Source organism: Pseudomonas sp. W5-01 (assembly GCF_046540435.1).
Classification (GTDB): domain Bacteria; phylum Pseudomonadota; class Gammaproteobacteria; order Pseudomonadales; family Pseudomonadaceae; genus Aquipseudomonas; species Aquipseudomonas graminis_B.
Genome location: NZ_JAXCIP010000001.1, coordinates 21055 through 46027, shown reverse-complemented (window position 1 = coordinate 46027; position 24973 = coordinate 21055). Strand labels below are relative to the sequence as shown.

Sequence of the window (24973 nt, the reverse complement as noted above, 5' to 3'; positions counted from 1 at the left end):
GCGCCGAACGGACATCCATGTCCTGACGGCGCTCTCGCCGCATCCATGCGGCTCGACCCACTCCGCGTCGTCTGCGTTCGGCCTGCACCCAAGTCGCGATTGGCGGTGTCTGAACTTTTTGCGTATGAAGATCAAAAACGGTTAGTAGGACCGGCTTTGGTTTAAAGGGGACTGATTTATTTACAGCGCTTCACCGTAAATTAATCTGTCCCCGTGTCAGACAATCACAGTTCACCCCACCGCCCGCACTTCTTCTTCCGCCCATTTCACATAGTGTTTAAAGGGGACTGATTTATTTACAGCGCTTCACCGTAAATTAATCTGTCCCCGCGTCAGCCAATCCCAGCTCACCCCACCGCCCGCACTTCTTCTTCCGCCCATTTCACATAGCACACCACCACCGGCATGTCGTGTTCGGCGCAGAAGTCGATCCAGCGCAGTTGGTTGTCTTGCAGGCGGTCGCCGGGGCCTTTGACTTCGATCATTCGGTAGCGGCGTTGTTCGGGGTAGAACTGGATGAGGTCGGGCATGCCGGTGCGGTTGGCTTTGATGTCTTGCAGCAGGCGGCGGAACCAGCGTTTGAGGTGTTGCGCCGGCAGGCAATGCAGCGCTTGATCCAGCAGTTCGGGGGTCAGCGCGCCCCAGAACACGAAGGGCGATTGCAGGCCGAATTTGCTGAGGTAGGTGTCGCGGATCACTGCTTCGTAACGCTGGTCGTCGAGCTGCGCCAGGCATTCGTCGAACAGGGCTGCGCGGCGTTGGTAAAAGTCCGGGCTGTAGAGGTCACTCGGTGCGCTGTGAAACGGGTGGAAAAAAGCCCCCGGCAGTGGCGCGAAGATCGCCCGCCAACAGAGCAAACCGAACAGCGAATTGACCAGCGCATTCTCGACGTAGTGCACCTCGCTGCCCTCTTCCGCCAGGTGCTGCTGGATCAGCCGTTCGACGCTGTGATCGGGCAGCGGCAGCACGCTCAAATCAAGCCGAGTGACCGTTCGTTTCAACCGTTTCTGCACGCTGCCCTCGCCCAGCTTGCGTTTCAGACGCGGCTGTATGCGCAGCAGGTGTTGGGTTTCTTCGTCGTTCTCCGGCGCCAACTGGGCTTCCAGCAGCAACGTCATCGCGTCGAGAAATTGCTCGCTGCGTTCGAGCACGCGAATCCTGCGCACGCGGGCGCCGGGGTAGCTGGACTGCGCGTAGACGCTGAGCGCCAGCGGCCAGTCCTGTTCGCGTTCGGCCTGCTGACCGATCTTGAACAACAGCTTGGCGCGACGCATGGCCAGCCAGGGGTTGTCGGTCGTGACCGCCAGCGCTTGCGGCGCCAGGTCGGTCAATGCCATGCCGTCGTCCAGCGCCTGTCGGCAGCTGTGCAGGTGCACGCAGGTGTCGATGTCGGCGCGCTGGTTGATGCCACGGGATTCGACGGAAAACTCGACTTTCTCGTAGCGATAGATGCCCAGGTCCGCCAGGACAAACTCCGACCATTCCTGGTACAGATTGCCGAAGTACAGCAGGCGAAGCCGGTCGCACAGGGGCATGACCTGGAGGGCGAAGATCACTTCTTCAAACCCGGCAAACCAGTGCTCCAGGCGCTGGGGCGATTCGTAGATCGGCAGCAGGCGCTGCAGCAGGTCGGATTTTTTCTCGGCGCTTTTGACGCCGTGGGCTTTGAAACACTGGCCCAGCTCATCTTTGCGCAGCAGCGCGAACAGAGCGTGAATGTCCAGATGAGGCTGACCGTCGACCCAGCCGGATTCCAGCAGTGGCGCGGCGGCCAACCGGACATCGCCGATCTCGGCGTAATCCAGCTTGCTGGCGCGGAACAGCGTGCCTTTGCGCATGACCATGCGCACCAGCAAGGCCTGTGCCGGCTGCGGCAGCTGGGCAAAATCGTCGATGAAGCGACGCTCGTCTTCATCGAGCAGGTCGTCGTAGCGCTGGGCGATCCAGTTCAGGACCTGGCGGAAGTTCTCCAGGTAATAAAACGGATTGTCGAGGGGGGAAAGGCTCACGGCGAGGTCACGTAAAGGCTGACGGAAGAGCGTCAGGATACTGGTTATCCGTACAGATTCCAGCCCTGACTGCTGTAGGATGGCGCCCGCCCGATCAACGGCGCGGACCAAAGAGCGCTGCCCACCCGCTACACTCCCTTCACGCATTTTTCAGGAGATCGTCATGGCTTCCGCTGACAAACACCTCGTTTATCTCGCGGGCTTCGACGTGTTTCGCGCCGACGCCATCGAGCACGGCCGCGCGTTGAAAGCCCTCTGCGCTCGGCACGGTCTTGAGGGTTTGTACCCTTTTGATAACAAAGTGCCTGAGGGGCCGTCGCCTGAAGAGGCCGCCGCGGTCATTTGCAACGCCAATATCGCGATGATCAAAGGCTGCGACGCGGTGCTGGCCAACCTCGACCCGTTTCGCGGCGCCGAGCCGGATTCAGGCACGGCGTTCGAAGTGGGGATGGCCGTGGCGCTGGGCAAACCGGTCTGGGCGTATTTCGCAGCGAATGGCTCGTTGCGCGAGCAAATTGCCCATGACGCGGCAGGCTTCGACGCGCAGGGGTTTCAGGTGGAGGATTTCGGTTTGCCGCGTAATTTGATGCTGGCGTGTACCTGGGCTGGCAGTAGCGAGACGGCGGAGCAGGCGGTTGAGGCATTGGCTGCGCATCTGGCTGGCTGAACCCAACACTGTAGGAGTGAGCTTGCTCGCGAAGTGGTGGGTACATCCGCTGAATATCTGGCGGATGTACTGCCGTCTTCGCGAGCAAGCTCGCTCCCACAGATCCTCAGATGGCAGATCCATCTGCGGTGTCGTCATGAATTTGATACGAGCACCAACGCCCTCGTCTATTCCAGGTTCGACGAACTGATGTCCAGCTTGTCAGCGTCGGCGAACTCGTCCAGATCCAGTTCGCTCAAATCCAGTTCGCCCTCCGGGTCGCGGTCTTCGTCGGAATCGGCGTCGTTGAGGGGCGACTGATCGCCGCCGAAATGCTCGCCATCGTGGGCCAGATAGGCGATGGCGTGGGCGCCCGGCTGGCGGGTCTGTGGCTGGATCTGTACCTGCATCGTTGACGCTCCGGAAGTTGAATGTCTGTGTGCAGGCTAACCCACCCGGCGGGTTAAAAGCACCGGTCAGGACAAACTGAGGAAGGATCCGCCGTCGTCGCGCAGCATCCGCACCATGGCGTGGGCGGCAGGCGACAGATAGCCTTCGCGGCGCAGCATGACGCACAGGGTGCGTTCCATGGTGGTTTGTTCCAGCTGCACCTCGCGCAGGTCCTGCATGTTCTTGCCGAACTCCAGCGTCTCCCGGGCAATGAAACTCAGCAGACTGGTCTGGGCGATCAGTCGGGGCAGCAGGGAAATCGAGTTGGATTCGATTTGCACGTCCGGCAGTGGCAGGTCGTGGCGGGCGAAGGCGTCGTCGACCCAGATGCGCGACGAAACCCCGGACGGCGGTAACACCCAGCGATAGCGACACAGGTCGCGCATCTCGAACGGCGCCTTAAAGATCGGGTGATTACGACTGGCGATCACCACCGCTTCGTCAGTCAGGATCGGGTAGAAGGTGAACTCCTCTTCGGCGCCGCGCTGGGCGCAGATGATCATGTCGAGGTGCCCGGAGCGCAGCTGTTCGCGCAGCATGTCGTCCTGACCGATCACCAGTTTCAGGGTCACTTGAGGCGAGCGTTTGAGCAACGCATTGGTCAGCTCGGGCAGCAGGTACTCGGCCATGGTCGCCGCACAGCCCAGACGGATATCCCCTACCGCGCCACTGGCGAAATCGCGCACCTCGCGCTGGGTCTGGGCGATGCTTTGCTGCAGCACCTTGCCCCGCGCCTGCAGCAGTTCCCCCACCGGCGTGAGCTTGATTCGGCGACCGTCGCGCTGGAACAGCTTGGTGCCGAAGGACTCCTCCAGCCGCTGGATGCTTTTGGTCAACGCCGGCTGGCTGCGATTGAGTTTTTCCGCCGCCCGGCCCAGGTGACCGAGCTCGGCGATGGTTTCGAAATAGGTCAGGTCACGCAGGTCCATATATCAACCAAAGTTATCAATTCATGATTATTAGAAAATAGACTTGATCGATTGCGCTGTCGATACTGGGCGTCATTGGAAAACACCTACCAGGAATCACCAATGCTCTGGAGATCCGCGTTGCAACGCCCCGCCTCGTTCGCCCTCGCCCACCAGCACCCGCTGACCCAATGGTTGCTGCTCATCCTCATGGCCGGTAGCGCCGGCCAACTGTTCAAATACTTCCACGTCCCCGCCGCGCTGTTTCTTGGGCCCATGCTGGTGGCGATCGGCTTCGGCGTTGCCGGGGCCAGTGTTCGCCTCAACAAGCACGTGTTCCGCCTGGGTCAGGGCACCGTCGGCGTGCTGGTCGCCCACTCCATGACCGTTGGCGTTTTGCTGGCGGCGATGCAGTCGTGGCATGTGATGGTCTTCGCCACCTTGCTCACCGTCGCGTTGAGCGCGGTGGTCGGCATCGCCATGGCGCGCTGGGGCGGCATTCAGAGCAGCACCGCGGCGTGGGGGACTTCACCGGGGGCGGCGTCGGCGATGGTCGCGATGTCCGAGGATTACGGCGCCGACTCCCGGGTGGTCGCCACCATGCAATACGTGCGGGTGGTCTGCGTGGTCATGGTCGGCGCGCTGGTGAGCCGGCTGATCGGCGCCGATGCTGGCGGTTCGGACACCCACAGCAGCGACGCGCTGCTGCACGGGATGAACCTGCTCAATCTGGGGCTGAGCCTGCTGGTGATCGGGGTTGGCGTGATGCTCGGCAGTCGGTTGCCGGCCGGGGCGTTGCTGGTGCCCTTGCTGCTCGGCGGCGCGTTGCAATTGAGCGGCGTGCTGCAGATCACCCTGCCCACCTGGGTCCTGGCGGTCGCCTACGGCGCGATCGGCAGTTACATCGGCCTGCGCTTCGACCGCGTGACCATCAGCTATGTCTGGCGGCGGCTGCCCGCGATGATCGCCGGCGCGCTGGTGCTGATCCTGCTCTGCGCCCTGTCAGCCTGGGGCATCGCTGAAATCATGGGCAAGGACTTTCTCTCGGTGTACCTGGCGACCAGCCCCGGCGGCCTTGATGCCATGGCGATCATTGCCATCGACACCCATTCGGACGTCGGCTTCGTGCTGGCGATGCAGACGCTGCGGCTGTTCGCTGTGATTGTGACCGGCGCGTACATCGCCCGGCAGGTGATTCGCGTGTCGCACCGCTTTGCGTGAATCCGCTCGGCCGGGTTCGCGCCCACAGTCTCGCCCGCGCAGTCTGACGGAATCTTCATCGCTCCTGCGACCTCCAACCCTTCACACTCACTGGAGGCGGACGCCATGGCCACGCTGAAAATCGCCACGTTCAACATCAACGGCATCCGCGCGCGTTTGCCCATTCTGTTGCAATGGCTGGAAAAGGAAGCGCCCGACATCGTCTGTCTGCAGGAACTGAAGGCCGCCGATGCAGCCTTTCCCGCCGACGACATCCGCAATGCCGGCTACGGCGTGATCTGGCAGGGCGAGCCGTCGTGGAACGGCGTGGCGATTCTGTCCCGCGACAGTGAGCCGCTGGAGATTCGCCGGGGTTTGCCGGGCAATGAGAAGGACAAGCACAGCCGCTATCTGGAGGCGGCTGTTCAGGGCGTGATCGTCGGCTGCCTTTACCTGCCCAATGGCAACCCGCAGCCGGGGCCGAAGTTCGAGTACAAACTGGACTGGTTCGAGCATTTCATCAAACACGCCGACTCGCTGTTCAACAGCGAGCATCCGGTGGTGCTGGCCGGGGACTACAACGTCATCCCCACCGACAACGATATCCACAACACCCGCTCATGGCTGAAGGATGCCTTGCTGCAACCGGAAAGCCGCGCCTGCTTCGAGCGCCTGTTGGACCAGGGCTGGACCGACGCCCTGCGCGCGAAATTTCCGGACGAGCGGATTTACACGTTCTGGGATTATTTCCGCAACCACTGGAAGACCAACTCCGGCCTGCGCATTGACCACCTGCTGTTGAGCAAGGACCTGGCGCCCAAACTTAAAAATGCGGGCGTGGATCGCTGGGTCAGGGACCTGCCCCACGCCAGTGACCATGCACCGACGTGGATTGAGTTGAAGGTTTGAGCGAGATGCACCGTTCCTCAAACAACACATCACCTGTAGGAGTGTTGGCCTTGAGACTGCGCAGGATCCAGCGGACTAGGCCCGGCTCGCCAATGCCGTCGCCAGGCTTTGCTCCAGCGGCAACACCGGCAGCAGCGTCGCCTGATAGGCGTGGTACAGGTCCGGTTTGCCGGCCCAGATGTCGGCGCTGGGCTGGTTTTGCGAGTTGAGCTCGTGGCGCCAGCTGCCGTTTTCGTAGTCGATGAACAGCGTCTCGCTGAATTCCCAGAACGTCCGGTACCAGTCTTCGTATGGCTGCTCGTGGGTCCGTTGCAGCAGTGCGGCTGCGGCGGCGGCCGCTTCGGCGTGGGTCCAGTGCAGGCGATGGCGGACCACCGGGCAGTTTTCCCAGTCGAGGGTGTAGACGATCCCCGGCGCGCCATCGACGTCCCAGCCATAACGGCAGGCGTTTTCGAATAATCCCCGCGCGTCTTCCAGCAGCCAGGCCGGCGTTTCCAGCCCGGCTTTGCGCCGCGCCGCCTCCAGGTGCAGCACCAGCCTCGCCCACTCGAAGGCATGGCCGGGCGTCGTGCCGTAGGGGCGAAAACCGTCGTCGGGCTTGTCGACGTTGTAGTCGAGCATCGGCTGCCACTGCAGGGTGAAATGCTCGATCACTTGATGATTGTTGCCGGCGGCGTGCTGATGGATGACCCGCTCGACGATGCTCAGCGCCCGTTCCAGCCAGCGCGCATCGCCAGTGACGTCGGCCAGGGCGAGAAACGCCTCGGTGCTGTGCATGTTGCTGTTGGCGCCGCGATAGGCTTCTTCGTTGCTCCAGTCGCGGTCGAAGGATTCGCGCATCGCGCCCTCTTCCTCGCTCCAGAAGTGCCCGGTGATCACCTGAATCGCTTGTTCCAGCAGCGCCTGCGCGCCGGGGCGACGGGCAACCACTGCAGAGCTGGCGGCCAGGGCAACGAAGGCGTGCAGGTAGGCGTTCTTGCCGGTGTCGTCGCTGTGTTCCAGAGGCTTGGCGAACCAGCCACCGTGCTCAGCGTCGCGCAACGGCCCGGCCAGTGCGGCGATGCCGTGATCGACCAGCGCGGCGCAACCGGGAATACCGTTGATGTGGGCCATGGCGAAACTGTGGGTCATGCGGGCGGTGTTCATGGTTTCGGCCACGGCATCGGCGGGGAGCCGGCCGAAATCGTCCAGATTGCCGAAGCCTTGGGGCAGCTTCGAGGCCTTGGCAAACGCCAGCAGCCGATTGCCCTCCTGCATCAGCCAGGCCGTGTGACCCGGGGAGCGCAGCCAACTGCTGAAATCGCGATTCACGTCATCCATTGCCCTTCACCTATCTTGTCGGCAGGTTCGGCCCGCCAGGAATTATTAGTCGGGGCGAATCATGCAAGCCGAGGGCAGCGACAGGCAAGTGAATGAGGTGAAAGGCGCGGACTGTGGGACGTCTGTAGGACCGGCTTTAGCCGGGAAGACGTCATTCGCTACACCGAAAAACTGAGAGTGCTCAAACCAGCCCCTTCCCGGCTGAAGCCGGTCCTACTTGCGTGTGCAGCCTGTAGGACCGGCTTTAGCCGGGAAGCCTTTGAGGGCTTTGAACTCCGCAATCAAACCCGGAAACGCGTCACCACCTGATTCAACTCCGCCGCCAGCCGGGACAGTTCATTGCTCGACGCGCTGATCTGGTTGGCACCGGACGACGATTGCATGGACAGGTCGCGGATGTTGACGATATTGCGGTCCACTTCCCGGGCAACTTGGGCCTGCTCTTCGGCAGCGCTGGCGATAACCAGGTTGCGCTCGGAAATTTCGTTGATCGAGGTGGTGATCCGGTTCAGCGACTCGCCCGCACCCTGGGCCAGCCCCAGTGTTTCTGTGGCGCGGGTGCGGCTCACCGACATCGATTCCAGCGCTTCGGTGGAACCGCTGCGCATGGTGGTGACCATCTTGTCGATTTCCAGGGTCGACTGCTGAGTGCGGTGGGCCAGTGCGCGCACCTCATCGGCGACCACGGCAAACCCGCGTCCGGACTCGCCCGCCCGTGCGGCTTCGATGGCGGCGTTCAGCGCCAGCAGGTTGGTCTGCTCGGCGATGGAACGGATCACGTCCAGCACCTTGCCGATGTCCTTGGACTGCTCGGCCAGGGTCTGCACCAGGTCCGAGGTGTGCTGGACGTTGCCGGACAGGGTCTGGATCGAATTGACCGTGTCAATGACCCGGCTCTGGCCGTCGCGGGCCGCGGTGTTCGATTCGCTCGAGGCCTGGGACGTCGACACCGCGTTGCGCGCGACTTCCTCGACCGCCGAGGTCATCTCGTTCACCGCCGTGGCGGCCTGTTCGATTTCGGCGTTCTGCTGGTGCAGGCCGCGATGGCTGTCTTCGGTCACCGAATTCAGCTCCGTGGCGGCCGACGCCAACTGGCTCGCCGAGTTGCCGATCAGGCTCAGGGTCGAGCGCAGGTTGGTCTGCATCTGCTGCAACGCGCTCTGCAATCGGGTGACTTCGTCATTGCCTTCGACGCGAATGTCGTGGGTCAGATCGCCCTTCGCCACATATTCGGCGGCATCAACGGCTTGCTGCAACGGCCGCACGATGCTGCGGGTCAGCCACACCGCGAGCACCACGGTGGCCAGCGCCGCGATCAGCACGAACACCAGCACCACGTTGCGCGACTTGCCGTATTGCGCTTCGGCGGCCGCACCTTCGAGCTCAACCTGATGGGAGTAGAAATCACCCAGATCGCCCAATTGCGCGCCGGAGTTGTCGACGGCAGTCTTCATGTCCACCAGCAGCAGCTTGTTCAGTGCCTTTAGCTCTCCGCTTTCGGCAAGGGCGAATGACTGGGTCAAACCGCGCTGATACTCAACCAGGGTCGCGCGGAATTTGCCGTACAGCGCCTTCTCCTCCGGCGTGTCGATAAAGGCGTCGAGGCTGGTGAGTTTTTCATCGAGGATTTTCGAACGTGCGTCCATCTGGCCTTTATAAACGCTGACGTTTTTTGGATCGGCGTCGAGGGCGACCCGCAGCGAGATGGTGCGAATGCGCAGCATCGCTTCGCGGATATCGTTGACCAGACGCATGCTCGGCATCCAGTTGCTCTCGACCGCCACCTCGCTCTGTCGAATCGTCGACATCTGGCTCAGGGCGAACCAGCCGAGCAACGCGACCAACAGGGAAATCAGGGTAAACCCAAGGCCGGCGCGGCGGGCGATGGTCAGGTTGCGTAGGCTCATAGCGGGGGCTCGTTGTTGTAGGGGCGGGACGCAAAGTCGTCGTATGACCATGGCTTATCGACATTGCCGCACGGTTCTTTAGCCGTCGTCCCACCAAGAATCCGAACGCCTGTTCGAGAAAACATCGAACCCTGCCAGCATGCGGGGTCTAGACCATTGAGCCCCATACCCCATTTGAACCGAGGTGAATCATGCATCTGGAAGGTTCCTGCCACTGCGGCGCCGTTGCATTCAGCCTGACAAGCCCCCATCCCTACCCTTATCAGCGCTGCTACTGCTCGATCTGCCGCAAGACCCAGGGTGGCGGCGGTTACGCGATCAACCTGGGCGGCGACGCGAAAACCCTCACCGTCGAAGGCAAGGACAACATCGCCATCTACCACGCCAAAATGCGCGATGACGACGGTCACGAAACCCACATCAGCAGCGCCGAACGGCATTTCTGCAAGCGGTGCGGCAGCGGGCTGTGGTTGTTCAGCCCCGAGTGGCCGGCGCTGATTCATCCCTTCGCATCGGCGATCGACACGCCGTTGCCGACCCCGCCGGAGCACACCCACCTGCTGCTGAACTCCAAAGCGCCGTGGGTGGAAGTCGCCGCAGGGCCCCATGACCAGCAGTTCGAGGCCTACCCTGAAGAGTCGATTGCCGACTGGCATGAGCGGCTGAAGCTCACTCAATAATCTGCCGCGCTGGAATGAGCACAGGCGTCGGGCGTTCCTCTGGCAGTGGCTGCCGACGGAGCGCCCGCCCGACCGACCACTGGATAATTCCCTGAACCTCTCCCCCGCCGGCCGACTCCCAACTAAACGCTGATAAGCCCAATAATAAGCCCACGAGGAAGCGCACATGCCTTTGCATCGAGTCGCCACCCTGACCGAGCTTCATCGAGACCGCGGTCTCCAGGTCGAGTTTGGCGAAACCAAGGCGCTACTGGTTCTGCACGGCGAAGAAGTCCGCGCGTTTCAAGCCTTCTGCCCCCACGCCGGCGCCCCCCTGGCGGACGGCGCCATCTGCAACGGTCACCTGATCTGCCCCTGGCACAAAGCCGAATTTTCCATCGACGACGGCCACCTGTGCGAACCGCCCGCCCTGGACGCTCTTATCCGCTACCCCGTTCAACTCATTGAAGGCCACGTGCACGTCGATGACCAGCCCATGGCCGTTCACACGCCGACACTGGCCGAGGACAGCCGCCGTTTCGTCATCATTGGCGCCGGGGCAGCGGGCACAGCGGCGGCCTGCGCGTTGAGGGAAAAAGGCTTCAACGGTCAATTACAGCTCATCGACAGAGAAGCTGCGCCCGGCTACGACCGCACGGCGCTCAGCAAATTTGTGCTGTCCGCCGAAATGAAAACCGATGAAATCCCTGCCCTGCGCGACGAGGGGTTTTACCTGGATAACCGCATCGAGCGAGTGCACGGCGAGGTGATGAAGCTGGACGTCATCAACAAGCGCGTGACCCTGGCGGACGGGCGCCGCTTTGACTATGACGCGGCGCTGGTCACCACGGGCGGCGAGCCCCGCGCGCTGCCTGTGGAGGGCGCCGATCTGCCGCAGGTGCTGACGCTGCGCAGCCGCGATGACGCCAGCCGAATTCTCGCGGCGGTCCACCCCGGCAGCCATGCGTTGATCGTGGGCGACAGTTTTATCGGGCTGGAAGCGGCGTCGGCGTTGCGCACACAGGGTGTGAACGTGACGATTCTGGCCCATCACGAAGTGCTGTTTGTCCGCCTCCTGGGCGAGCGCATCGGCAAGGCGCTGGGCGCGCTGCATGAGCAAAACGGCGTGTTGTTCCGCACCCACGTCGATGTCAGTCGTTTCGAAGGCGTTGAACGGGACGGCCAGCAGGTGCTGCAGAACGCCGTGCTCAGCAATGGTGAACGACTGCAGGTGGATCTGGCGTTGGTCGGCGTCGGTGTGAGTCCGGTCACGCATTTCATCGACGGTCTTCAGCTGGAGGAGGACGGCTCACTCCCCGTCGACGACGGCATGCGCGCAGGCAAGGATGTGTGGGCGGCAGGCGATATCGCCACCTTTCCACTCAACCACCAGCCGCAGCGCATCGAGCACTGGCGGCTTGCCCAACAGCAGGCACGTATCGCGGCGGGCAATATGCTCGGCGAAGACCGGCATTACACCGACGTGCCGTATTTCTGGACCTACCATTTTGAAAAGCGTCTGGATTATCTCGGCCACGCAGAGGACTGGGACGACATTGTCTACCTGGGCGAACCGGAGCGGTTCGACTTCCTGGCGCTTTTCTGCAAGCAGAATGTGGTGGCGGCCGTGGTCAGCTGTGGGCGCGAACGGCCCATGGCGATGCTCGCCGAACGCATGAAACAACCGCTGTTCAAAGATGAAGCGCAGATGCTGATCAACCAGATCGGTGATTGAGCACGCACTTCAGCGTCATTCATTTATCCGCATACCGGAGGGCGCCATGCCTGATAAAGAGTCCAACCGCGAAGACCTCGACCACAAGCCTGAAAACGCAGGCAAGGTCGGCGAGGAACACAAACAAGCCAATCAAAGTGGTGAACAACAGCGACCACCGGAAACGGAGCATCCGGCAGACGCGACCGACGCCAAACCCTGAACGAGCGGCATCAGCCGCGGCTGGTAGCCTGCTGACGATCACTTTGCTGCTTTGCGCAGCGGCCGGTCGCAGACTGCTGAGCGGTCTCCACCTTCAGCCACCACGCCTCGCCCCGGCTTGGGTACTGCACGTAAAAAGGCTGGCCCATTTCCGGGGTGGTGATGGAGATGCTGCGGTCCCACGCCAGCGCGAGAATCCGGTCGAACGGCTCGTGCCAGGCGTGCATCGCCAGGTCGAAGGTGCCGTTGTGGATCGGCAGCAGCCACTTGCCGCGCAGGTCGATGTGCGCCTGCAGCGTTTCTTCGGGCTGCATGTGCACGTCCGGCCAGTCTTCGTTATAGGCGCCGGTTTCCATCAGCGTCAGGTCGAACGGGCCGTACTGCTCGCCAATCAACTTGAAGCCGTCGTGATAACCGGTGTCGCCGCTGAAGAAGATCCGCTGCTCGCCGTCGAGCATCACCCACGACGCCCAGAGCGTCTGATTGCCGTCGCGCAACGTACGCCCTGAAAAGTGCTGCGCCGGCGTTGCCACAAAGCGAATGCCATGAATATCGGTCGACTGCCACCAGTTCAACTGCTGAACCTTGGCCGCCGGCACACCCCACTCGATCAACGTGTCCCCTACCCCCAGCGGCGTGATGAAGTGCTCGGCCTTGTCCTTGAGCACCTGAATGGTCATGTGATCGAGGTGGTCGTAATGGTTGTGGGACAGGATCACTGCTTTCAGCGGTGGCAGGTCTGCAAGGCTGATCGGCGGCTGATGGAAGCGCTGCGGACCGGCCCACTGCACCGGCGAGGCACGGTCAGCGAAGACGGGGTCGGTGAGGAAGTATTCACCGCGCAGTTTCAGCAGCACGGTGGAATGGCCGAGCCGATAGACCGTGTTGTCGGGCGCCGCCAACAGTTGCTGGCGCGACAGCGGCTGAACCGGTATCTCGCCGGCCGGGCGGGTGTGGTGGGGCTTGTTGAACAGGGCGTTCCAGAAGATGCGCAGGGTCTTGACGAAGCCTGAGCGCGCCATCGGCTTGTGATTGAAATAGCGGCCTTCACGCCGAGTCAGGACGGGCAGCGCAGGATGTGAATCAAGGTGTTTGTCGATCGAGGCCATGAGGGTGCTGACTCCATGAAACGGGTGAAGGTGGCGCTGTGCGAGCTGCAAGCTGCAAGCTGCAAGCTGCAAGAGCATGACGTACGCCTTGCGCTTTGGCTTCGGCCGTGGCTTTAGCTTGAAGCTTAAAACTTGAAGCTTCCGGCTGCTTCTACACTACACAGTGTAGTTTCAAGCTTGCACGATGGGCAAAGAGAAGTAAACTGCCCGGTGTAATTTTCTTGCCGGGTGACTTCGTTGCCCGGCTCACCTCACAGAAGCGAATCCATGACTGCCCCACTGCGACTGACCGACCGTAAACGCGAAGCCATTGTTCAAGCGGCGATAGCCGAATTTCGCGACAACGGTTTCGAGGTCACGAGCATGGACCGCATCGCCGCCCGGGCGGAGGTCTCCAAGCGCACGGTCTACAACCACTTCCCCAGCAAGGAAGAGCTGTTTTCCGAAATGCTCCATCGTCTGTGGTCCTCCGCCGCGACGCAGACCGATGCGGTGTACAAACCCGGCGTGCCCCTGCGCGATCAACTGCGCGAATTGCTCGACGCGAAAATGAAAACCCTCGGCGACAGCAATTTCATCGACCTGGCCCGGGTGGCCATCGGCGCGACCATCCACTCCCCCGATCGCGCGCAGGTCTGGGTCAGCCGACTCAATCAGCGCGAAGAAACCTTCACCGTCTGGGTGCGAGGCGCCCAGCAGGACGGCCGCCTCAAGGCCGTCGAGCCGGTGTTCGCCGCGTCGCAGATCCATGCGTTGCTCAAGGCCTTCGCCTTCTGGCCACAAGTTACCCTCAACGAACCCCTGCTCGCGCCGGACAAGCAACGCGAAGTGGTGGAGTCGGCCCTCGACCTGTTCCTGTGCTGGTATGAAATCCCGCTCGACAAATCTCGGTCCACCACTGCCCGTTAGTCCATGGCCGCCGTGACGCGCTCGACGATCTGCCGACGGGCCAGCAAACCCTGCATGGCGCGATCAATGGCGACGCCGACGATATTCGCCGGGGCCGTGTCCGGTCGCCCCGAATCGTAAGGCGGCGCCGGTGCGTACTCCAGTTGCAGCTGAATGGTCCGGGCGGTATCCGGATCGAACACCTCGCTGATCAGCGTCAACGCAAAATCGATCCCTGCCGTCACGCCGCCGCCGGTCATCAGGTTGCCGTCGCGCACCACGCGCTCGTGTACCGGAATCGCGCCGAACTGCTCCAGCAGTGAATGGGACGCCCAGTGGGTGGTGGCGCGGCGGCCTTTCAACAGCCCGGCCGCGCCGAGCACTAAAGCGCCGGTGCAGACCGAGGTCACGTACTGAGCCGTCGCGGCCTGATGCCGGATGAACGCCAGGGTTTGCGCATCTTCCATCAATGCATCGACGCCTACCCCGCCCGGCACGCAGATCACGTCGAGGTCGATGCAGTCGGCGAAGGTCGCGGTCGGGACGAGGGTGAGGCCGGTGCTGGACTGCAGCGGCTCGAGATCTTTCCAGACCAGGTGCACGACCACGCCGGGCATGGTGGCGAAAACATCGTAGGGACCGGTCAGGTCCAGTTGCTGGACTTTGGGGAATACCAGCAGGCCGATATGCAGGGTCATGGCGTGTTCCTTATCGTTTAAACGTGGGTCATCTGAATGCGTGAGCCGAGCAGCCGGTTGCACCTGAAGGCCAGCGGCTGGACGAAAGCACTGTAGAGGGCTAGCCTCTGGCGGATACGCCATAAAGCCAACAATTCACGCCAATCTTCACAGTGAGCGCGCCATGCCCCATCAGCCCCGGCCGGTTCATGTTCTGGCCTTTCCCAACGTTCAGTTACTCGACGTCACCGGACCGCTGCAGGTGTTCGCCTCGGCCAACGTCATGGCGCAGGAAGCCGGCCTGAAAAAAATCCCCTACCGGCCCGAAGTCATCGCTCGCGAACCGGGCAGCGTGGTTTCCTCCGCCGGGCTCGGACTGCTCACTCACCCGCTGCCGTCCACGCCTTCGGACACGCTGATCATCGCCGGTGGCGGCGCGGTGCACACGGCGCTGCTGGACCCGGTTCTGGTGGACTGGGTGCGAACGCAATCCGCCAGTGCCCGGCGCGTGGCGTCAGTGTGTACCGGCGCATTTTTGCTCGCCGCGGCCGGCGTGCTGGACGGTCATCGGGTGGTCACTCACTGGGACAGTTGCGACGAACTGGCGCGGTGCTTCCCGCATCTGCGCGTCGACCCGGACCCGATCTTCATCAACGAGGACAAACTGTGGACGTCGGCCGGGGTGACGGCAGGCATCGATCTTGCGCTGGCGATGGTCGAGGCGGACCTGGGCCGCGACATCGCACTGGCCGTCGCGCGGGATCTGGTGGTGTTTCTCAAGCGCCCGGGCGGGCAATCGCAATTCAGCACGGCGCTGTCGATGCAGCACCAGACCCGCGATCAGGGGAGCCGGTTTGGCGACCTGCACGCCTGGATTCTCGACAACCTGGCCAGCGACCTGTCCGTCGGCACGCTGGCGGCTCAGGTCGGCATGAGCGAGCGCAGTTTCGTCCGCCACTACCGCGCCCACACCGGCAACACGCCAGCGCGGGCCATCGAGCAGTTGCGCGTCGAAGCGGCCCGGCGTCTGTTGGGGGACAGCGCGCTGCCAATCAAGCGCATCGCCGACCGCTGCGGTTTCGGCACGGAAGAGACATTGCGCCGCAGCTTCATGCGCGCGGTATCGGTGACGCCCCAGGCGTATCGAGAGCGTTTCAGCGCGGCATGACTTGGCCGCTACAAGCTGCCACTAATGGGTTGCAGCGACCGGGAAATCCGGGGCGCGCCTTGAGACCTGCGTGACTGAGATGCGTTACAAGGCAAGGCTCAAGGAGAAATTAATTTTCATTAATTGATATTTTTATACTGTTTCGTGTAATTTAATTTTCATCACGAAATCAGAGATAACAATAATGACTGCCTGTGATCGTCCCGCCCCTGTTCTTCTTTCGCCGCTGATGGCGCTTGCAACATCTACTGCCGAGATCGTTTTCACCGCCTGGCTGCGCACCGGTTAACGCCACTGCGCGGGGGAGTCCTGCCCTGTTTCAGCTCGACAGGCTCAGCCCCGCCGCCGCCCAAGCCCTGACCTCCTCATCTTCAGCAAGGAATCCGTTGCATGCCTCCGTCAACCGGCCTGTCTCTGTTGGTCTATGCCGCCGTCGCGATCATCGCCTTGATCGTGCTTATCGCGCGGTTTCGTCTCAATCCGTTTATCGTCATCACCCTGGTGTCCGTCGGCCTCGCCCTGGTCGCCGGGATGCCGGCCAATGCCGTCGTTGCGTCCTATGAGGGCGGGGTCGGCAAGACGCTGGGGCACATCGCGCTGGTCGTAGCGCTGGGCACCATGCTCGGCAAGATGATGGCCGAATCCGGTGGCGCCGAGCAGGTGGCGCGCACCTTGATCGACCGCTTCGGCGAGCGCAATGCGCACTGGGCGATGGTCTGCATCGCCTTTCTCGTGGGGCTGCCGCTGTTTTTCGAAGTCGGTTTCGTGCTGTTGGTGCCCATCGCTTTCACCGTCGCACGTCGGGTCGGCGTGTCGATTCTGATGGTCGGGCTGCCCATGGTCGCCGGCCTCTCGGTGGTCCACGCACTGGTGCCGCCGCACCCGGCCGCGATGCTGGCGGTGCAGGCCTATCAGGCGTCGGTCGGCCAGACCCTGTTCTACGCCATCCTCATCGGCATCCCCACGGCGATCATCGCCGGCCCGATCTACGCGCGCTTCATCGTGCCGCACATTCACCTGCCCGATGAAAACCCGCTGGCCAAACAATTTCTCGACCGCGAACCCCGCGCCCAACTGCCAAGCTTCGGCATCACCATGGCGACCATTCTGCTGCCGGTCGTACTGATGCTGCTGGGTGGCTGGGCCAACCTGATTGCCACGCCGGGGAGCGGCTTCAACAGCTTCCTGCTGTTCATCGGCAACTCGGTGATCGCGCTGCTGCTGGCCACGTTACTAAGCTTCTGGACCTTGGGGATTGCCCAGGGCTTCTCCCGGGATTCGATCCTGAAATTCACCCAGGAGTGCCTGGCACCAACGGCCAGCATTACGTTGCTGGTGGGCGCCGGCGGCGGTCTGAACCGGATTCTGGTCGACAGTGGCGTGACCAACGAGATTGTCGGTCTGGCGCAGGACTGGCATCTGTCGCCGCTGTTGATGGGCTGGCTGTTCGCCGCACTGATGCGGGTCGCCACCGGCTCGGCCACCGTGGCAATGACCACCGCGTCCGGCATCGTCGCCCCCGTCGCGCTGGGTCTGGGCTATCCCCATCCGGAGTTGCTGGTGCTGGCAACCGGCGCGGGCTCGGTGATTTTTTCCCACGTCAACGACGGCGGGTTCTGGCTGATCAAGGAGTATTTCAACATGACCGTGGCACAGACCTTCAAAACCTGGACGGTGCTGGAAACGCTGATATCGGTGATTGCTTTCGTCCTGACCCTCGGGCTGGCGCAGGTGATCTGAGTGGACATTCTTTACCAGATCCGCGCCCGTCAGGACTCTTTCAGCGCCGGGGAAGGCCGCATCGCCAGGCTGGTGCTCAGCGACGTGGCCTTTGCCGCCAGCGCCAGCCTCGACGACCTCGCCGCCCGTGCCGAGGTCAGCAGCGCCACGCTGTCACGCTTCGCCCGCACGGTGGGCTGCAAGGACCTGCGCGACCTGCGCCTGCAACTGGCCCAGGCCAGCGCCGTGGGCAACCGCTTCCTCACCCCGGAGCAGGCGCCGGAACAGTCGGCGTTTTTCACCCAGATCGTCGGCGACATCGAGTCCACCCTGCGCCAGCATCTGGCCGGTTTCGATGAGTCGCGCTTCCAGGCGGCGGTGGCTCTGCTGACGCCAGCGCGGTTGATTCACAGCTTCGGCATGGGCGGCGCGTCCAGCCTGTGCAGCGAAGAACTGCAGACCCGTCTGGTGCGCCTCGGCTACCCGATTGCCGCCAGCCGCGACCCGGTGATGATGCGCCTGATCGCCGCAACCCTTGGCCCCGAGCACAGCGTCATTGTCTGCTCACTGAGCGGGCGCACCCCTGAACTGCTCGACGCAGTGGACCTGGCCCGCAGCTATGGCGCGAAGATTCTCGCCATCACCCTGCCCGGCTCACCGCTGGCGGAACGGGCGGATGTCCTGCTGCCGCTGCAGATCGCCGAAACCAATTTCATCTACAAACCCACCGCCGCGCGCTACGGCATGCTGCTGACCATCGACGTGCTGGCCACCGAACTGGCACTGACGGCGCCCGACGCCAACCGCGAACGGCTGCGACGGATCAAACTCGCGCTGGATGACTACCGCGGCGGCGACGAAGGCCTGCCCCTTGGAGACTGACCCCATGCTTTACGACCTGATCATTCGCGACGCGCTGGTGATCGACGGCAGCGATGCCCCCGGTTACCGCGCCGATGTGGCCATCTGCGACGGCCGCATTCAGCGCATCGGTAACCTCCGCGACGTCTCAGCCCGCGAAGAAATCAACGCCGCCGGCCGCGTGCTGGCCCCGGGTTTCATCGACGTGCACACCCACGACGACACCGTGGTGATTCGCCAGCCGGCGATGCTGCCGAAGATCACCCAGGGCGTGACCACGGTGATCGTCGGCAACTGCGGCATCAGCGCCTCGCCGGTAACGCTCGCGGGCGATCCGCCGGACCCGATGAACCTGCTGGGGCCCGCCGCCGCGTTCGTTTATCCGCGCTTCGTCGACTACCGCAACGCGGTGGATGCGGCGCGGCCGGCGGTCAATGTGGCGGCGCTGATCGGCCATACCGCCCTGCGCAGCAATCACATGGACGATCTTTTTCGAACGGCGCGCGCTGATGAAATCAGCGCCATGCGCGGGCAATTGCACGACAGCCTGGCGGACGGCGCGCTGGGCCTGTCCACCGGTCTGGCCTACGCCTCGGCTTACTCGGCCGAGACCGACGAAGTCAAGCAGCTGGCCGAGGAGCTCACGGCGTTCGGCGCGGTGTACACGACCCATCTGCGCAGTGAGTTCGAGCCGGTGCTGGAGGCCATGGACGAGGCGTTCGCGATCGGCCGTCACGCCCGGTCACCGGTGGTTATTTCCCACATGAAATGCGCGGGCGCCGGCAACTGGGGCCGCAGTCCGCAGCTGCTGGCGTCCCTGGAAAACGCCGCGCTGAGCCACCCGGTGGGCTGCGATTGCTATCCCTATGCGGCCAGCTCTTCAACGCTGGATTTAAAGCAGGTGACCGATGCGTTCCCGATCACCATCACCTGGTCGACGCCGCACCCGGACCAGGGCGGCCGCGAGCTGAAGGACATCGCCGCCGACTGGGGACTGTCGCTGGTGGAGGCCGCACGAAAACTGCAACCCGCTGGCGCCGTGTATTACGGCATGGACGAGAACGACGTGCAGCGGATCATGAAACACCCGCTGTCGATGATCGGTTCGGACGGACTGCCGGAAGACCCCTTCCCGCACCCGCGCCTGTGGGGTGCGTTTCCCCGGGTGCTCGGGCATTTCAGTCGGGATCTGGGGCTGTTCCCGCTGCACACCGCTGTGCACAAGATGACCGGACTGACCGCCACACGCTTCGGGCTGCATGATCGCGGATTCGTGCGCGAAGGGTATTGCGCGGATCTGGTGTTGTTCAACGCCGAAACCGTGCGCGATGTGGCGGATTTCAAAGAACCCAAGCGCGCTGCCGAGGGGATTGATGCGGTGTGGGTGAACGGGCATTTGAGCTACGCCGAAGGCAAACCGCAGGGGGAACGGCAAGGGAGGTTCTTGCCGCGCAGTGGGTCGTTGGTGGGTGGGTTTGGTTGATTCTGTAGGACTGGCTTTAGCCGGGAAGACGCCCATGTAGACGCCATCAATTACGGGGTGTCACGCATGACGCTTTCCCGGCTGAAGCCGGTCCCACTAAAAGTGCGTGGTCCTACTCAGAGCATGCGCTGTGCCAGTGGACTGGCTTTAGCCCACCACCACCCCACGGCATTCGCCAAACCCGATACTCACTTCACCGTCCTTGCGGCAGCGCGCTTTGAGGATCACCTCATCGCCCGCTTGCAGGAAGGTCCGCGTCTCGCCGTTGGACAATTCGACGGCGCGTTTTCCGCCTTCGGTCATTTCCAGCAAGCTGCCGAGCTGACCGGGTTGCGGGCCTGACAAGGTGCCGGTGCCGAAAAGATCGCCCGCTTGCAGCTTGCAGCCGTTGACGCTGTGGTGGGCCACCATCTGCGCGACGGTCCAGTACATGTTCAGCGTGTTGCTCAGGGCCAACCGTTGCGGCGCGACGCCCTGCTCTTTCATCCGCGCGGTAAGCAGCAGCACTTCCAGCTCGATGTCCAGCGCGCCCCCGGCCTGATCCTGCTCGTCGAACAGATAAGCCATCGGCTGCGGGTCACCCTCGGGACGCGTCGGTTGGGCCGCACGAAACGGCGCCAGCGCCTCGGCCGTGACCACCCATGGCGAAATGCTCGTGGCAAAACTCTTCGACAGAAACGGCCCCAGCGGCTGGTATTCCCAGGCCTGCAGGTCCCGGGCCGACCAGTCGTTCAGCAAGCAGAAACCGGCGATGTGCTCACCCGCCTTGCCGATGGGGACAGGCTCGCCGGCCTCGTTGCCCTGCCCGATCCACACGCCCACTTCCAGTTCGTAATCCAGGCGCTTGCTCGGCCCGAAGTCCGGTGTCTCGGCGCCCGGTTTCAAGGTCTGTCCGCTGGGGCGCCTGACCAGCATCCCCGACACACCCAGCGTCGACGCCCGGCCGTGATAAGCGATCGGCACGTATTTGTAGTTCGGCAACAGCGGATTATCCGGGCGGAACAGCTTGCCGACGTTCATCGCGTGATGAATGCCGACGTAAAAATCGGTGTAGTCGCCGACCTGCGCAGGCATGTGCATCTGGCAGTCATTCATCGGCACCAGCAGACGATCCCCCATGGCCTGCAAGCGTTCACGCTGCAGTGTTTTTTCGTCCAGCAAGTGCAGCAATTCGTTGCGCAGGGCCTGACGCGACGAACCACCCAGGGCGAAAAAGTCGTTCAACTGCCCGCGACAGGCGGCTTCGACAGCCACCCGCGCGGCGCCATTGAACAGGCTGGCCTCAAGGGCCGTCTGCAGGTCCAGAACGAAATCGCCGATGGCCACGCCGCCGCGCTTGCCGAAACCGGGGCGGCTGAACACGCCCAAGGGCAGGTTTTGCAGGGGGAAATCAGGATGGTCGTTGGCGCTGGTCACCCAGCTACGCGGATGCTGTGGAGTGCTCATCGTTGGCTGTCCGTGTCAAAAGGCTTGAACGTTCTGGCGATGCCATCCCAGCAGGCATCGTAGTCGCTTTGCAGCTGTGGGCATTCCAGCGCGTGATAGCTGGGGCGCAGAACTTTGCCGGTCTCGAACATGAAGGCCATGGTCTGCTCGATCTTGTGCGGCGTCAGCTCGGCGGCGATGGCCTTCTCGGCGCTGGCATTGTCCGGGCCGTGGGCGCTCATGCAGTTGTGCAGCGACGCGCCGCCGGGCATGAAACCTGCAGCCTTGGCGTCGTAGGCACCGTCGATCAGCCCCATGAATTCGTTCATCAGGTTGCGGTGGAACCACGGTGGCCGGAAGGTGTTTTCCGCCACCATCCAGCGCGGCGGGAAAATCACAAAATCGACGTTGGCCTGACCGTCGACAACGCCCGGCGAGGTCAGCACGGTGAAGATCGACGGATCGGGATGGTCGTAACTCACGGTGCCCAAGGTGTTGAACAGCCGCAGATCGTATTTATACGGGACGTTGTTGCCATGCCACGCGACGACATCGAAGGGGGAATGACCCAGCGTGGTGGCCCACAGTTCGCCGAGAAATTTCTGCACCAGCACGGTGGGCTGTGCGCTGTCTTCAAAATGCGCGTGGGGGATCTGGAAATCCCGGGGATTGGCCAGGCCGTTGCTGCCGATCGGCCCGAGGTCCGGCAGGCGCAGGGGGCAGCCGTGGTTCTCGCAGATATAGCCCCGCGCTGTGCCGTCGAGCAACTCGACGCTGAATTTCAAACCACGGGGCAGCACGACGATTTCCTGGGGTTCAATGTCGAGCAGCCCCAGCTCGGTGGTAATGCGCAATCGGCCCTGTTGAGGGACGATCAGCCATTCGCCGTCAGCGCTGAAGAACGCGCGCTGCATAGAAAGGTTGGCCGTGTAGACGTAGACGCTTACGCCCTCGGCCTGTTCGGCAGACGAGGTGCTGGCCAGGGCATGCAGGCCGTCGATGAAATCGGTGGGTTCGGCGGGGATGTCGAACGCATTCCAGCGCAGGCGATTGGGTGTGACCGGGCCTTGCTGCTGACCGGGGATCTGCCGCTCAAGGCGCTGAAAACGAGGGTGCGCGGCGGAGGGTTGAATGCGATAGAGCCAGGAGCGTCGGGCTTCGGCGCGGGGTACGGTGAACGCGGTCCCGGAGAATTGCTCGGCGTAGAGGCCCAGCGGGTGACGCTGCGGCGAGTTCTGCCCGTGGGGCAAACCGCCCGGCATCGCCTCGCTGCTGAATTGATTGCCGAATCCGCACTGGTAGCGCAGGGACTCGGACCGGGGTGCTGTCGACATGACGACCTCTTATTGTTTTTATCGTAAGCGTGTTACGCATAACGTAATTTGAGTTTGCAGAAGGGTCAAGCTATAAAGCAGCCTTTCCAGACCGGGGGCCTCCCTTCCATGACCGACGATTCCACCCCCGCCACCGCGCCGCGCCAGCAGAAAGTCCAGTCGGCTGAGGTCGGCGTCGGCATCCTCAAGGCGCTGGCCGAACTGGCGCCTGCCACGTCACTGTCGAAACTCGCCGAATACGTCGGCATGCCGGCCAGCAAGGTGCATCGCTACCTGCAAGCGCTGGTGGACAGCGGTTTTGCCGAACAGGACCCGGCCAGCAACCATTACCGGCTGGGGCGCTCCGCCTTGCAGGTCGGGCTGGCGGCACTGAGCCAACTGGATGTGCTGAAGACCTCTGCTCCGGCCCTGATCGCCCTGCGCGACGAACTCAACGAAACCTGCTTTCTGGCCGTGTGGGGCAACAAAGGCCCGACGGTGGTGTACGTCGAGCAGTCGCTGGGGGCGGTCACCCTGGTCACGCAGATCGGTTCGGTGCTGCCGCTGCTCGGTTCGTCCACCGGGCTGGTGTTCGACACCTTTCTGCCGCCGACCGAAACCGCCGCGTTGAGAGAGGCGGAATCGGCCTCGTTGAATGCAGCGCAGTTGAAGGAGATCGATCGGCACGTCCACGAAATCCGCAGCACCGGGGTGCATCAGATTCACGGGATGTTGATGGCCGGCGTCAACGCGGTGTCGTCGCCGGTGTTTGCCATGGGCAACAAGCTGGTGGGTGTGGTGACGGTGGTGGGTTCGGCGTCGGTGTTTACCGATCAGCGCCAGGCGACGGCCGCGCAGAAACTGCTGCAAACGGCACAGGCAATCAGCGCGCGAATGGGTGGGGAAATGCCGCGGGTGGAGTGACTGGTCAGGATCCCAAAGGGCAGGACCGCGCTCCCACTGACGGACCGCGTTCCTCGTGTAGGACCGGCTTTAGCCGGGAAGACGTCGGCGGTTACGCCACAACATTGATGGTGTTCAAACCGGCCCCTTCCCGGCTGAAGCCGGTCCTACTAACGGACCGTGTGCATCTAGTGGGACCGGCTTTAGCCGGGAAGACGTCGGCAGCCACACCACAAAACTGATGGTGTCCAAATTGGCCTCTTCCCGGCTGAAGCCGGTCCTACAGACATATCGCGTGCACCAAATCGGGCTGCGTACTTCAATCCACCGCCAACACTCCCCTGCGCACTTGATCGCGCTCGATCGACTCAAATAGCGCCTTGAAATTGCCCTCGCCGAAGCCATCGTCGCCCTTGCGCTGGATGAATTCGAAGAACACCGGCCCCATCAGGGTTTCCGAGAAGATCTGCAACAGCAGACGCTGACTGCCGCCTTCGGAGTTGCCGTCCAGCAGAATCCCCCGCGCTTTCAGCTCATGCTCGGGCTCGCCGTGGTTGGGCAGACGGCCTTCGAGCATTTCGTAGTAGGTGTCCGGCGGCGGGGTCATGAAGCGCATGCCCAGCGCCTTGAGCCGGTCCCAGGTGTCGATCAGGTTTTCGGTGAAGAACGCGACGTGCTGAATCCCTTCGCCGTTGAACTTCATCAGGAACTCTTCGATCTGCCCGGCGCCCTTGGACGATTCCTCGTTCAGCGGGATGCGGATCATGCCGTCCGGCGCGGTCATCGCTTTCGAGGTCAGGCCGGTGTACTCGCCCTTGATGTCGAAATAGCGCAGCTCGCGGAAGTTGAACAGCTTCTCGTAGAAGTTCGCCCAGTAGGCCATCCGCCCGCGATAGACGTTGTGGGTCAGGTGATCGATGAATTGCAGGCCGGCGCCCTTGGGGTGACGGTCGACGCCTTCGAGGTACACGAAGTCGATGTCGTAGATCGAGGTGCCTTCACCGAAACGGTCGATCAGGTACAACGGCGCGCCGCCAATGCCCTTGATTGCCGGCAGGCGAAGCTCCATCGGCCCGGTGCCGATTTCCACAGGCTGGGCGCCGAGTTCCAGCGCGCGCTTGTAGGCCAGTTGCGAATCCTTGACCCGGAAGGCCATGCCGCACACGGAAGGACCGTGCTCCGCAGCGAAGTAGGACGCTTCGCTGTTCGGCTCGTTGTTAAGGATGATGTTGATCGCGCCCTGACGGTAGAGCGACACGTTCTTGGAGCGGTGATGGGCGACTTGGGTGAAGCCCATGATCTGGAACACCGGCTCCAGCACGTTCGGGGTGGGCGAGGCGAATTCGATGAATTCAAAGCCCATCAGGCCCATCGGGTTTTCATAGAGATCAGTCACGGTCTTGCTCCTGCTAAATAGTGAGAGGCACAGCGGCTCGAATCACGATTCAGCGGGTGGCGCGCAGGAAATCCCCCGCACGCTGCG

22 protein-coding genes and 1 pseudogene are annotated in these 24973 nt (G+C 62.8%); 12 read left to right on the top strand and 11 right to left on the bottom strand.

Annotated features, from left to right (window positions below; all coding sequences use genetic code 11):
• Positions 1–347: 347 nt before the first annotated feature.
• The gene (locus SLW75_RS00215; protein ID WP_410933194.1) at positions 348–2009 is read right to left on the bottom strand and encodes a VRR-NUC domain-containing protein; all 1662 of its coding nucleotides are present in this window, start codon (positions 2007–2009) and stop codon (positions 348–350) included.
• Between the two features lie 163 nt (positions 2010–2172).
• Between SLW75_RS00215 and SLW75_RS00210 the strand changes: the two genes are divergently transcribed.
• Positions 2173–2676 (top strand): nucleoside 2-deoxyribosyltransferase, encoded by a 504-nt coding sequence (locus SLW75_RS00210; RefSeq protein ID WP_410933193.1) that lies wholly within the window; start codon positions 2173–2175, stop codon positions 2674–2676.
• A 167-nt stretch (positions 2677–2843) separates the two neighbouring features.
• Here the strand turns inward: SLW75_RS00210 and SLW75_RS00205 are convergent, their stop codons facing one another.
• Both SLW75_RS00205 and SLW75_RS00200 read right to left on the bottom strand, forming a co-directional pair.
• Positions 2844–3065, bottom strand: coding sequence for a hypothetical protein (locus SLW75_RS00205; protein WP_065989581.1), 222 nt, complete (start codon positions 3063–3065; stop codon positions 2844–2846).
• A 66-nt stretch (positions 3066–3131) separates the two neighbouring features.
• Entirely contained in the window at positions 3132–4034 is a 903-nt protein-coding gene (locus tag SLW75_RS00200) for a LysR family transcriptional regulator (RefSeq protein WP_065989580.1), read from the bottom strand.
• A gap of 102 nt (positions 4035–4136) precedes the next feature.
• Between SLW75_RS00200 and SLW75_RS00195 the strand changes: the two genes are divergently transcribed.
• Positions 4137–5234: an AbrB family transcriptional regulator gene (locus SLW75_RS00195; protein ID WP_410933192.1), complete on the top strand. Its 1098-nt coding sequence runs from the start codon at positions 4137–4139 to the stop codon at positions 5232–5234.
• Between the two features lie 105 nt (positions 5235–5339).
• Positions 5340–6122 carry an exodeoxyribonuclease III gene (locus tag SLW75_RS00190; protein WP_410933191.1) on the top strand — a complete coding sequence of 261 codons (783 nt, stop codon included), beginning with the start codon at positions 5340–5342 and terminating at the stop codon, positions 6120–6122.
• 75 nt (positions 6123–6197) lie between these two features.
• Here the strand turns inward: SLW75_RS00190 and SLW75_RS00185 are convergent, their stop codons facing one another.
• The 3 genes and pseudogenes from SLW75_RS00185 to SLW75_RS00175 all read right to left on the bottom strand — a co-directional run.
• Complete coding sequence (locus tag SLW75_RS00185) at positions 6198–7442, bottom strand: AGE family epimerase/isomerase (RefSeq protein ID WP_410933190.1); 1245 nt, start codon at positions 7440–7442, stop codon at positions 6198–6200.
• Positions 7443–7723: 281 nt separating this feature from the next.
• Entirely contained in the window at positions 7724–8587 is an 864-nt protein-coding gene (locus tag SLW75_RS00180) for a methyl-accepting chemotaxis protein (RefSeq protein WP_410929565.1), read from the bottom strand.
• Positions 8582–9349 (bottom strand): annotated as a pseudogene (locus tag SLW75_RS00175) (MCP four helix bundle domain-containing protein); the annotation flags it as partial. The gene SLW75_RS00180 and the pseudogene SLW75_RS00175, both read right to left, overlap by 6 nt.
• Positions 9350–9540: 191 nt before the next feature.
• Between SLW75_RS00175 and SLW75_RS00170 the strand changes: the two are divergent.
• The 3 genes from SLW75_RS00170 (at position 9541) to SLW75_RS00160 (ending at position 11945) form a co-directional block, all read left to right on the top strand.
• Complete coding sequence (locus tag SLW75_RS00170) at positions 9541–10029, top strand: GFA family protein (protein WP_065989566.1); 489 nt, start codon at positions 9541–9543, stop codon at positions 10027–10029.
• A 166-nt stretch (positions 10030–10195) separates the two neighbouring features.
• Positions 10196–11743, top strand: coding sequence for an FAD-dependent oxidoreductase (locus tag SLW75_RS00165; protein ID WP_410933189.1), 1548 nt, complete (start codon positions 10196–10198; stop codon positions 11741–11743).
• A gap of 46 nt (positions 11744–11789) precedes the next feature.
• Positions 11790–11945 (top strand): hypothetical protein, encoded by a 156-nt coding sequence (locus SLW75_RS00160; RefSeq protein WP_167355798.1) that lies wholly within the window; start codon positions 11790–11792, stop codon positions 11943–11945.
• Positions 11946–11955: 10 nt separating this feature from the next.
• Here SLW75_RS00160 and SLW75_RS00155 read toward each other — a convergent pair whose 3' ends face one another.
• Positions 11956–13053, bottom strand: a complete 1098-nt coding sequence (locus tag SLW75_RS00155; RefSeq protein ID WP_410933188.1) for an MBL fold metallo-hydrolase — start codon at positions 13051–13053, stop codon at positions 11956–11958.
• A 267-nt stretch (positions 13054–13320) separates the two neighbouring features.
• On the opposite strand from SLW75_RS00155, the gene SLW75_RS00150 reads away from it, so the two are divergent.
• Entirely contained in the window at positions 13321–13962 is a 642-nt protein-coding gene (locus SLW75_RS00150; RefSeq protein WP_065989556.1) for a TetR/AcrR family transcriptional regulator, read from the top strand.
• Here SLW75_RS00150 and SLW75_RS00145 read toward each other — a convergent pair.
• The gene (locus SLW75_RS00145) at positions 13959–14639 is read right to left on the bottom strand and encodes a DJ-1/PfpI family protein (protein ID WP_065989554.1); all 681 of its coding nucleotides are present in this window, start codon (positions 14637–14639) and stop codon (positions 13959–13961) included. The genes SLW75_RS00150 and SLW75_RS00145 overlap by 4 nt on opposite strands.
• Before the next feature lie 163 nt (positions 14640–14802).
• Here SLW75_RS00145 and SLW75_RS00140 point away from each other — a divergent pair, with 163 nt between their 5' ends.
• The 4 genes from SLW75_RS00140 (at position 14803) to SLW75_RS00125 (ending at position 19849) form a co-directional block, all read left to right on the top strand.
• Positions 14803–15786, top strand: coding sequence for a GlxA family transcriptional regulator (locus tag SLW75_RS00140; RefSeq protein WP_410933187.1), 984 nt, complete (start codon positions 14803–14805; stop codon positions 15784–15786).
• A 390-nt stretch (positions 15787–16176) separates the two neighbouring features.
• A complete protein-coding gene (locus SLW75_RS00135) occupies positions 16177–17526 on the top strand; it encodes a gluconate:H+ symporter (protein ID WP_065989551.1) in 1350 nt (449 codons plus the stop codon).
• Positions 17527–18387 (top strand): MurR/RpiR family transcriptional regulator, encoded by an 861-nt coding sequence (locus SLW75_RS00130; RefSeq protein ID WP_410933186.1) that lies wholly within the window; start codon positions 17527–17529, stop codon positions 18385–18387.
• A gap of 4 nt (positions 18388–18391) precedes the next feature.
• Entirely contained in the window at positions 18392–19849 is a 1458-nt protein-coding gene (locus SLW75_RS00125; protein WP_410933185.1) for an N-acyl-D-amino-acid deacylase family protein, read from the top strand.
• A 147-nt stretch (positions 19850–19996) separates the two neighbouring features.
• Here SLW75_RS00125 and fahA read toward each other — a convergent pair whose 3' ends face one another.
• Positions 19997–21295, bottom strand: coding sequence for a fumarylacetoacetase (fahA, locus tag SLW75_RS00120; protein ID WP_410933184.1), 1299 nt, complete (start codon positions 21293–21295; stop codon positions 19997–19999).
• Positions 21292–22608, bottom strand: coding sequence for a homogentisate 1,2-dioxygenase (gene hmgA, locus SLW75_RS00115; RefSeq protein ID WP_410933183.1), 1317 nt, complete (start codon positions 22606–22608; stop codon positions 21292–21294). Before hmgA ends, fahA begins: the two co-directional genes overlap by 4 nt.
• A gap of 108 nt (positions 22609–22716) precedes the next feature.
• Between hmgA and SLW75_RS00110 the strand changes: the two genes are divergently transcribed.
• On the top strand, positions 22717–23511 hold the full coding sequence (locus tag SLW75_RS00110; RefSeq protein WP_410933182.1) for an IclR family transcriptional regulator: 795 nt from the start codon (positions 22717–22719) through the stop codon (positions 23509–23511).
• Positions 23512–23809: 298 nt separating this feature from the next.
• Here the strand turns inward: SLW75_RS00110 and hppD are convergent, their stop codons facing one another.
• Positions 23810–24886, bottom strand: coding sequence for a 4-hydroxyphenylpyruvate dioxygenase family protein (gene hppD, locus SLW75_RS00105; RefSeq protein ID WP_410933181.1), 1077 nt, complete (start codon positions 24884–24886; stop codon positions 23810–23812).
• Positions 24887–24973: the final 87 nt, after the last annotated feature.

Coding starts and splice junctions, on each gene's coding strand:
- SLW75_RS00210 (WP_410933193.1), top strand. CDS start 2,173: ATGGCTTCCGCTGACAAACACCTCGTTTATCTCGCGGGCTTCGACGTG.
- SLW75_RS00205 (WP_065989581.1), bottom strand. CDS start 3,065: ATGCAGGTACAGATCCAGCCACAGACCCGCCAGCCGGGCGCCCACGCC.
- SLW75_RS00200 (WP_065989580.1), bottom strand. CDS start 4,034: ATGGACCTGCGTGACCTGACCTATTTCGAAACCATCGCCGAGCTCGGT.
- SLW75_RS00195 (WP_410933192.1), top strand. CDS start 4,137: ATGCTCTGGAGATCCGCGTTGCAACGCCCCGCCTCGTTCGCCCTCGCC.
- SLW75_RS00190 (WP_410933191.1), top strand. CDS start 5,340: ATGGCCACGCTGAAAATCGCCACGTTCAACATCAACGGCATCCGCGCG.
- SLW75_RS00185 (WP_410933190.1), bottom strand. CDS start 7,442: ATGGATGACGTGAATCGCGATTTCAGCAGTTGGCTGCGCTCCCCGGGT.
- SLW75_RS00180 (WP_410929565.1), bottom strand. CDS start 8,587: ATGCAGACCAACCTGCGCTCGACCCTGAGCCTGATCGGCAACTCGGCG.
- SLW75_RS00170 (WP_065989566.1), top strand. CDS start 9,541: ATGCATCTGGAAGGTTCCTGCCACTGCGGCGCCGTTGCATTCAGCCTG.
- SLW75_RS00165 (WP_410933189.1), top strand. CDS start 10,196: ATGCCTTTGCATCGAGTCGCCACCCTGACCGAGCTTCATCGAGACCGC.
- SLW75_RS00160 (WP_167355798.1), top strand. CDS start 11,790: ATGCCTGATAAAGAGTCCAACCGCGAAGACCTCGACCACAAGCCTGAA.
- SLW75_RS00155 (WP_410933188.1), bottom strand. CDS start 13,053: ATGGCCTCGATCGACAAACACCTTGATTCACATCCTGCGCTGCCCGTC.
- SLW75_RS00150 (WP_065989556.1), top strand. CDS start 13,321: ATGACTGCCCCACTGCGACTGACCGACCGTAAACGCGAAGCCATTGTT.
- SLW75_RS00145 (WP_065989554.1), bottom strand. CDS start 14,639: ATGACCCTGCATATCGGCCTGCTGGTATTCCCCAAAGTCCAGCAACTG.
- SLW75_RS00140 (WP_410933187.1), top strand. CDS start 14,803: ATGCCCCATCAGCCCCGGCCGGTTCATGTTCTGGCCTTTCCCAACGTT.
- SLW75_RS00135 (WP_065989551.1), top strand. CDS start 16,177: ATGCCTCCGTCAACCGGCCTGTCTCTGTTGGTCTATGCCGCCGTCGCG.
- SLW75_RS00125 (WP_410933185.1), top strand. CDS start 18,392: ATGCTTTACGACCTGATCATTCGCGACGCGCTGGTGATCGACGGCAGC.
- fahA (WP_410933184.1), bottom strand. CDS start 21,295: ATGAGCACTCCACAGCATCCGCGTAGCTGGGTGACCAGCGCCAACGAC.
- hmgA (WP_410933183.1), bottom strand. CDS start 22,608: ATGTCGACAGCACCCCGGTCCGAGTCCCTGCGCTACCAGTGCGGATTC.
- SLW75_RS00110 (WP_410933182.1), top strand. CDS start 22,717: ATGACCGACGATTCCACCCCCGCCACCGCGCCGCGCCAGCAGAAAGTC.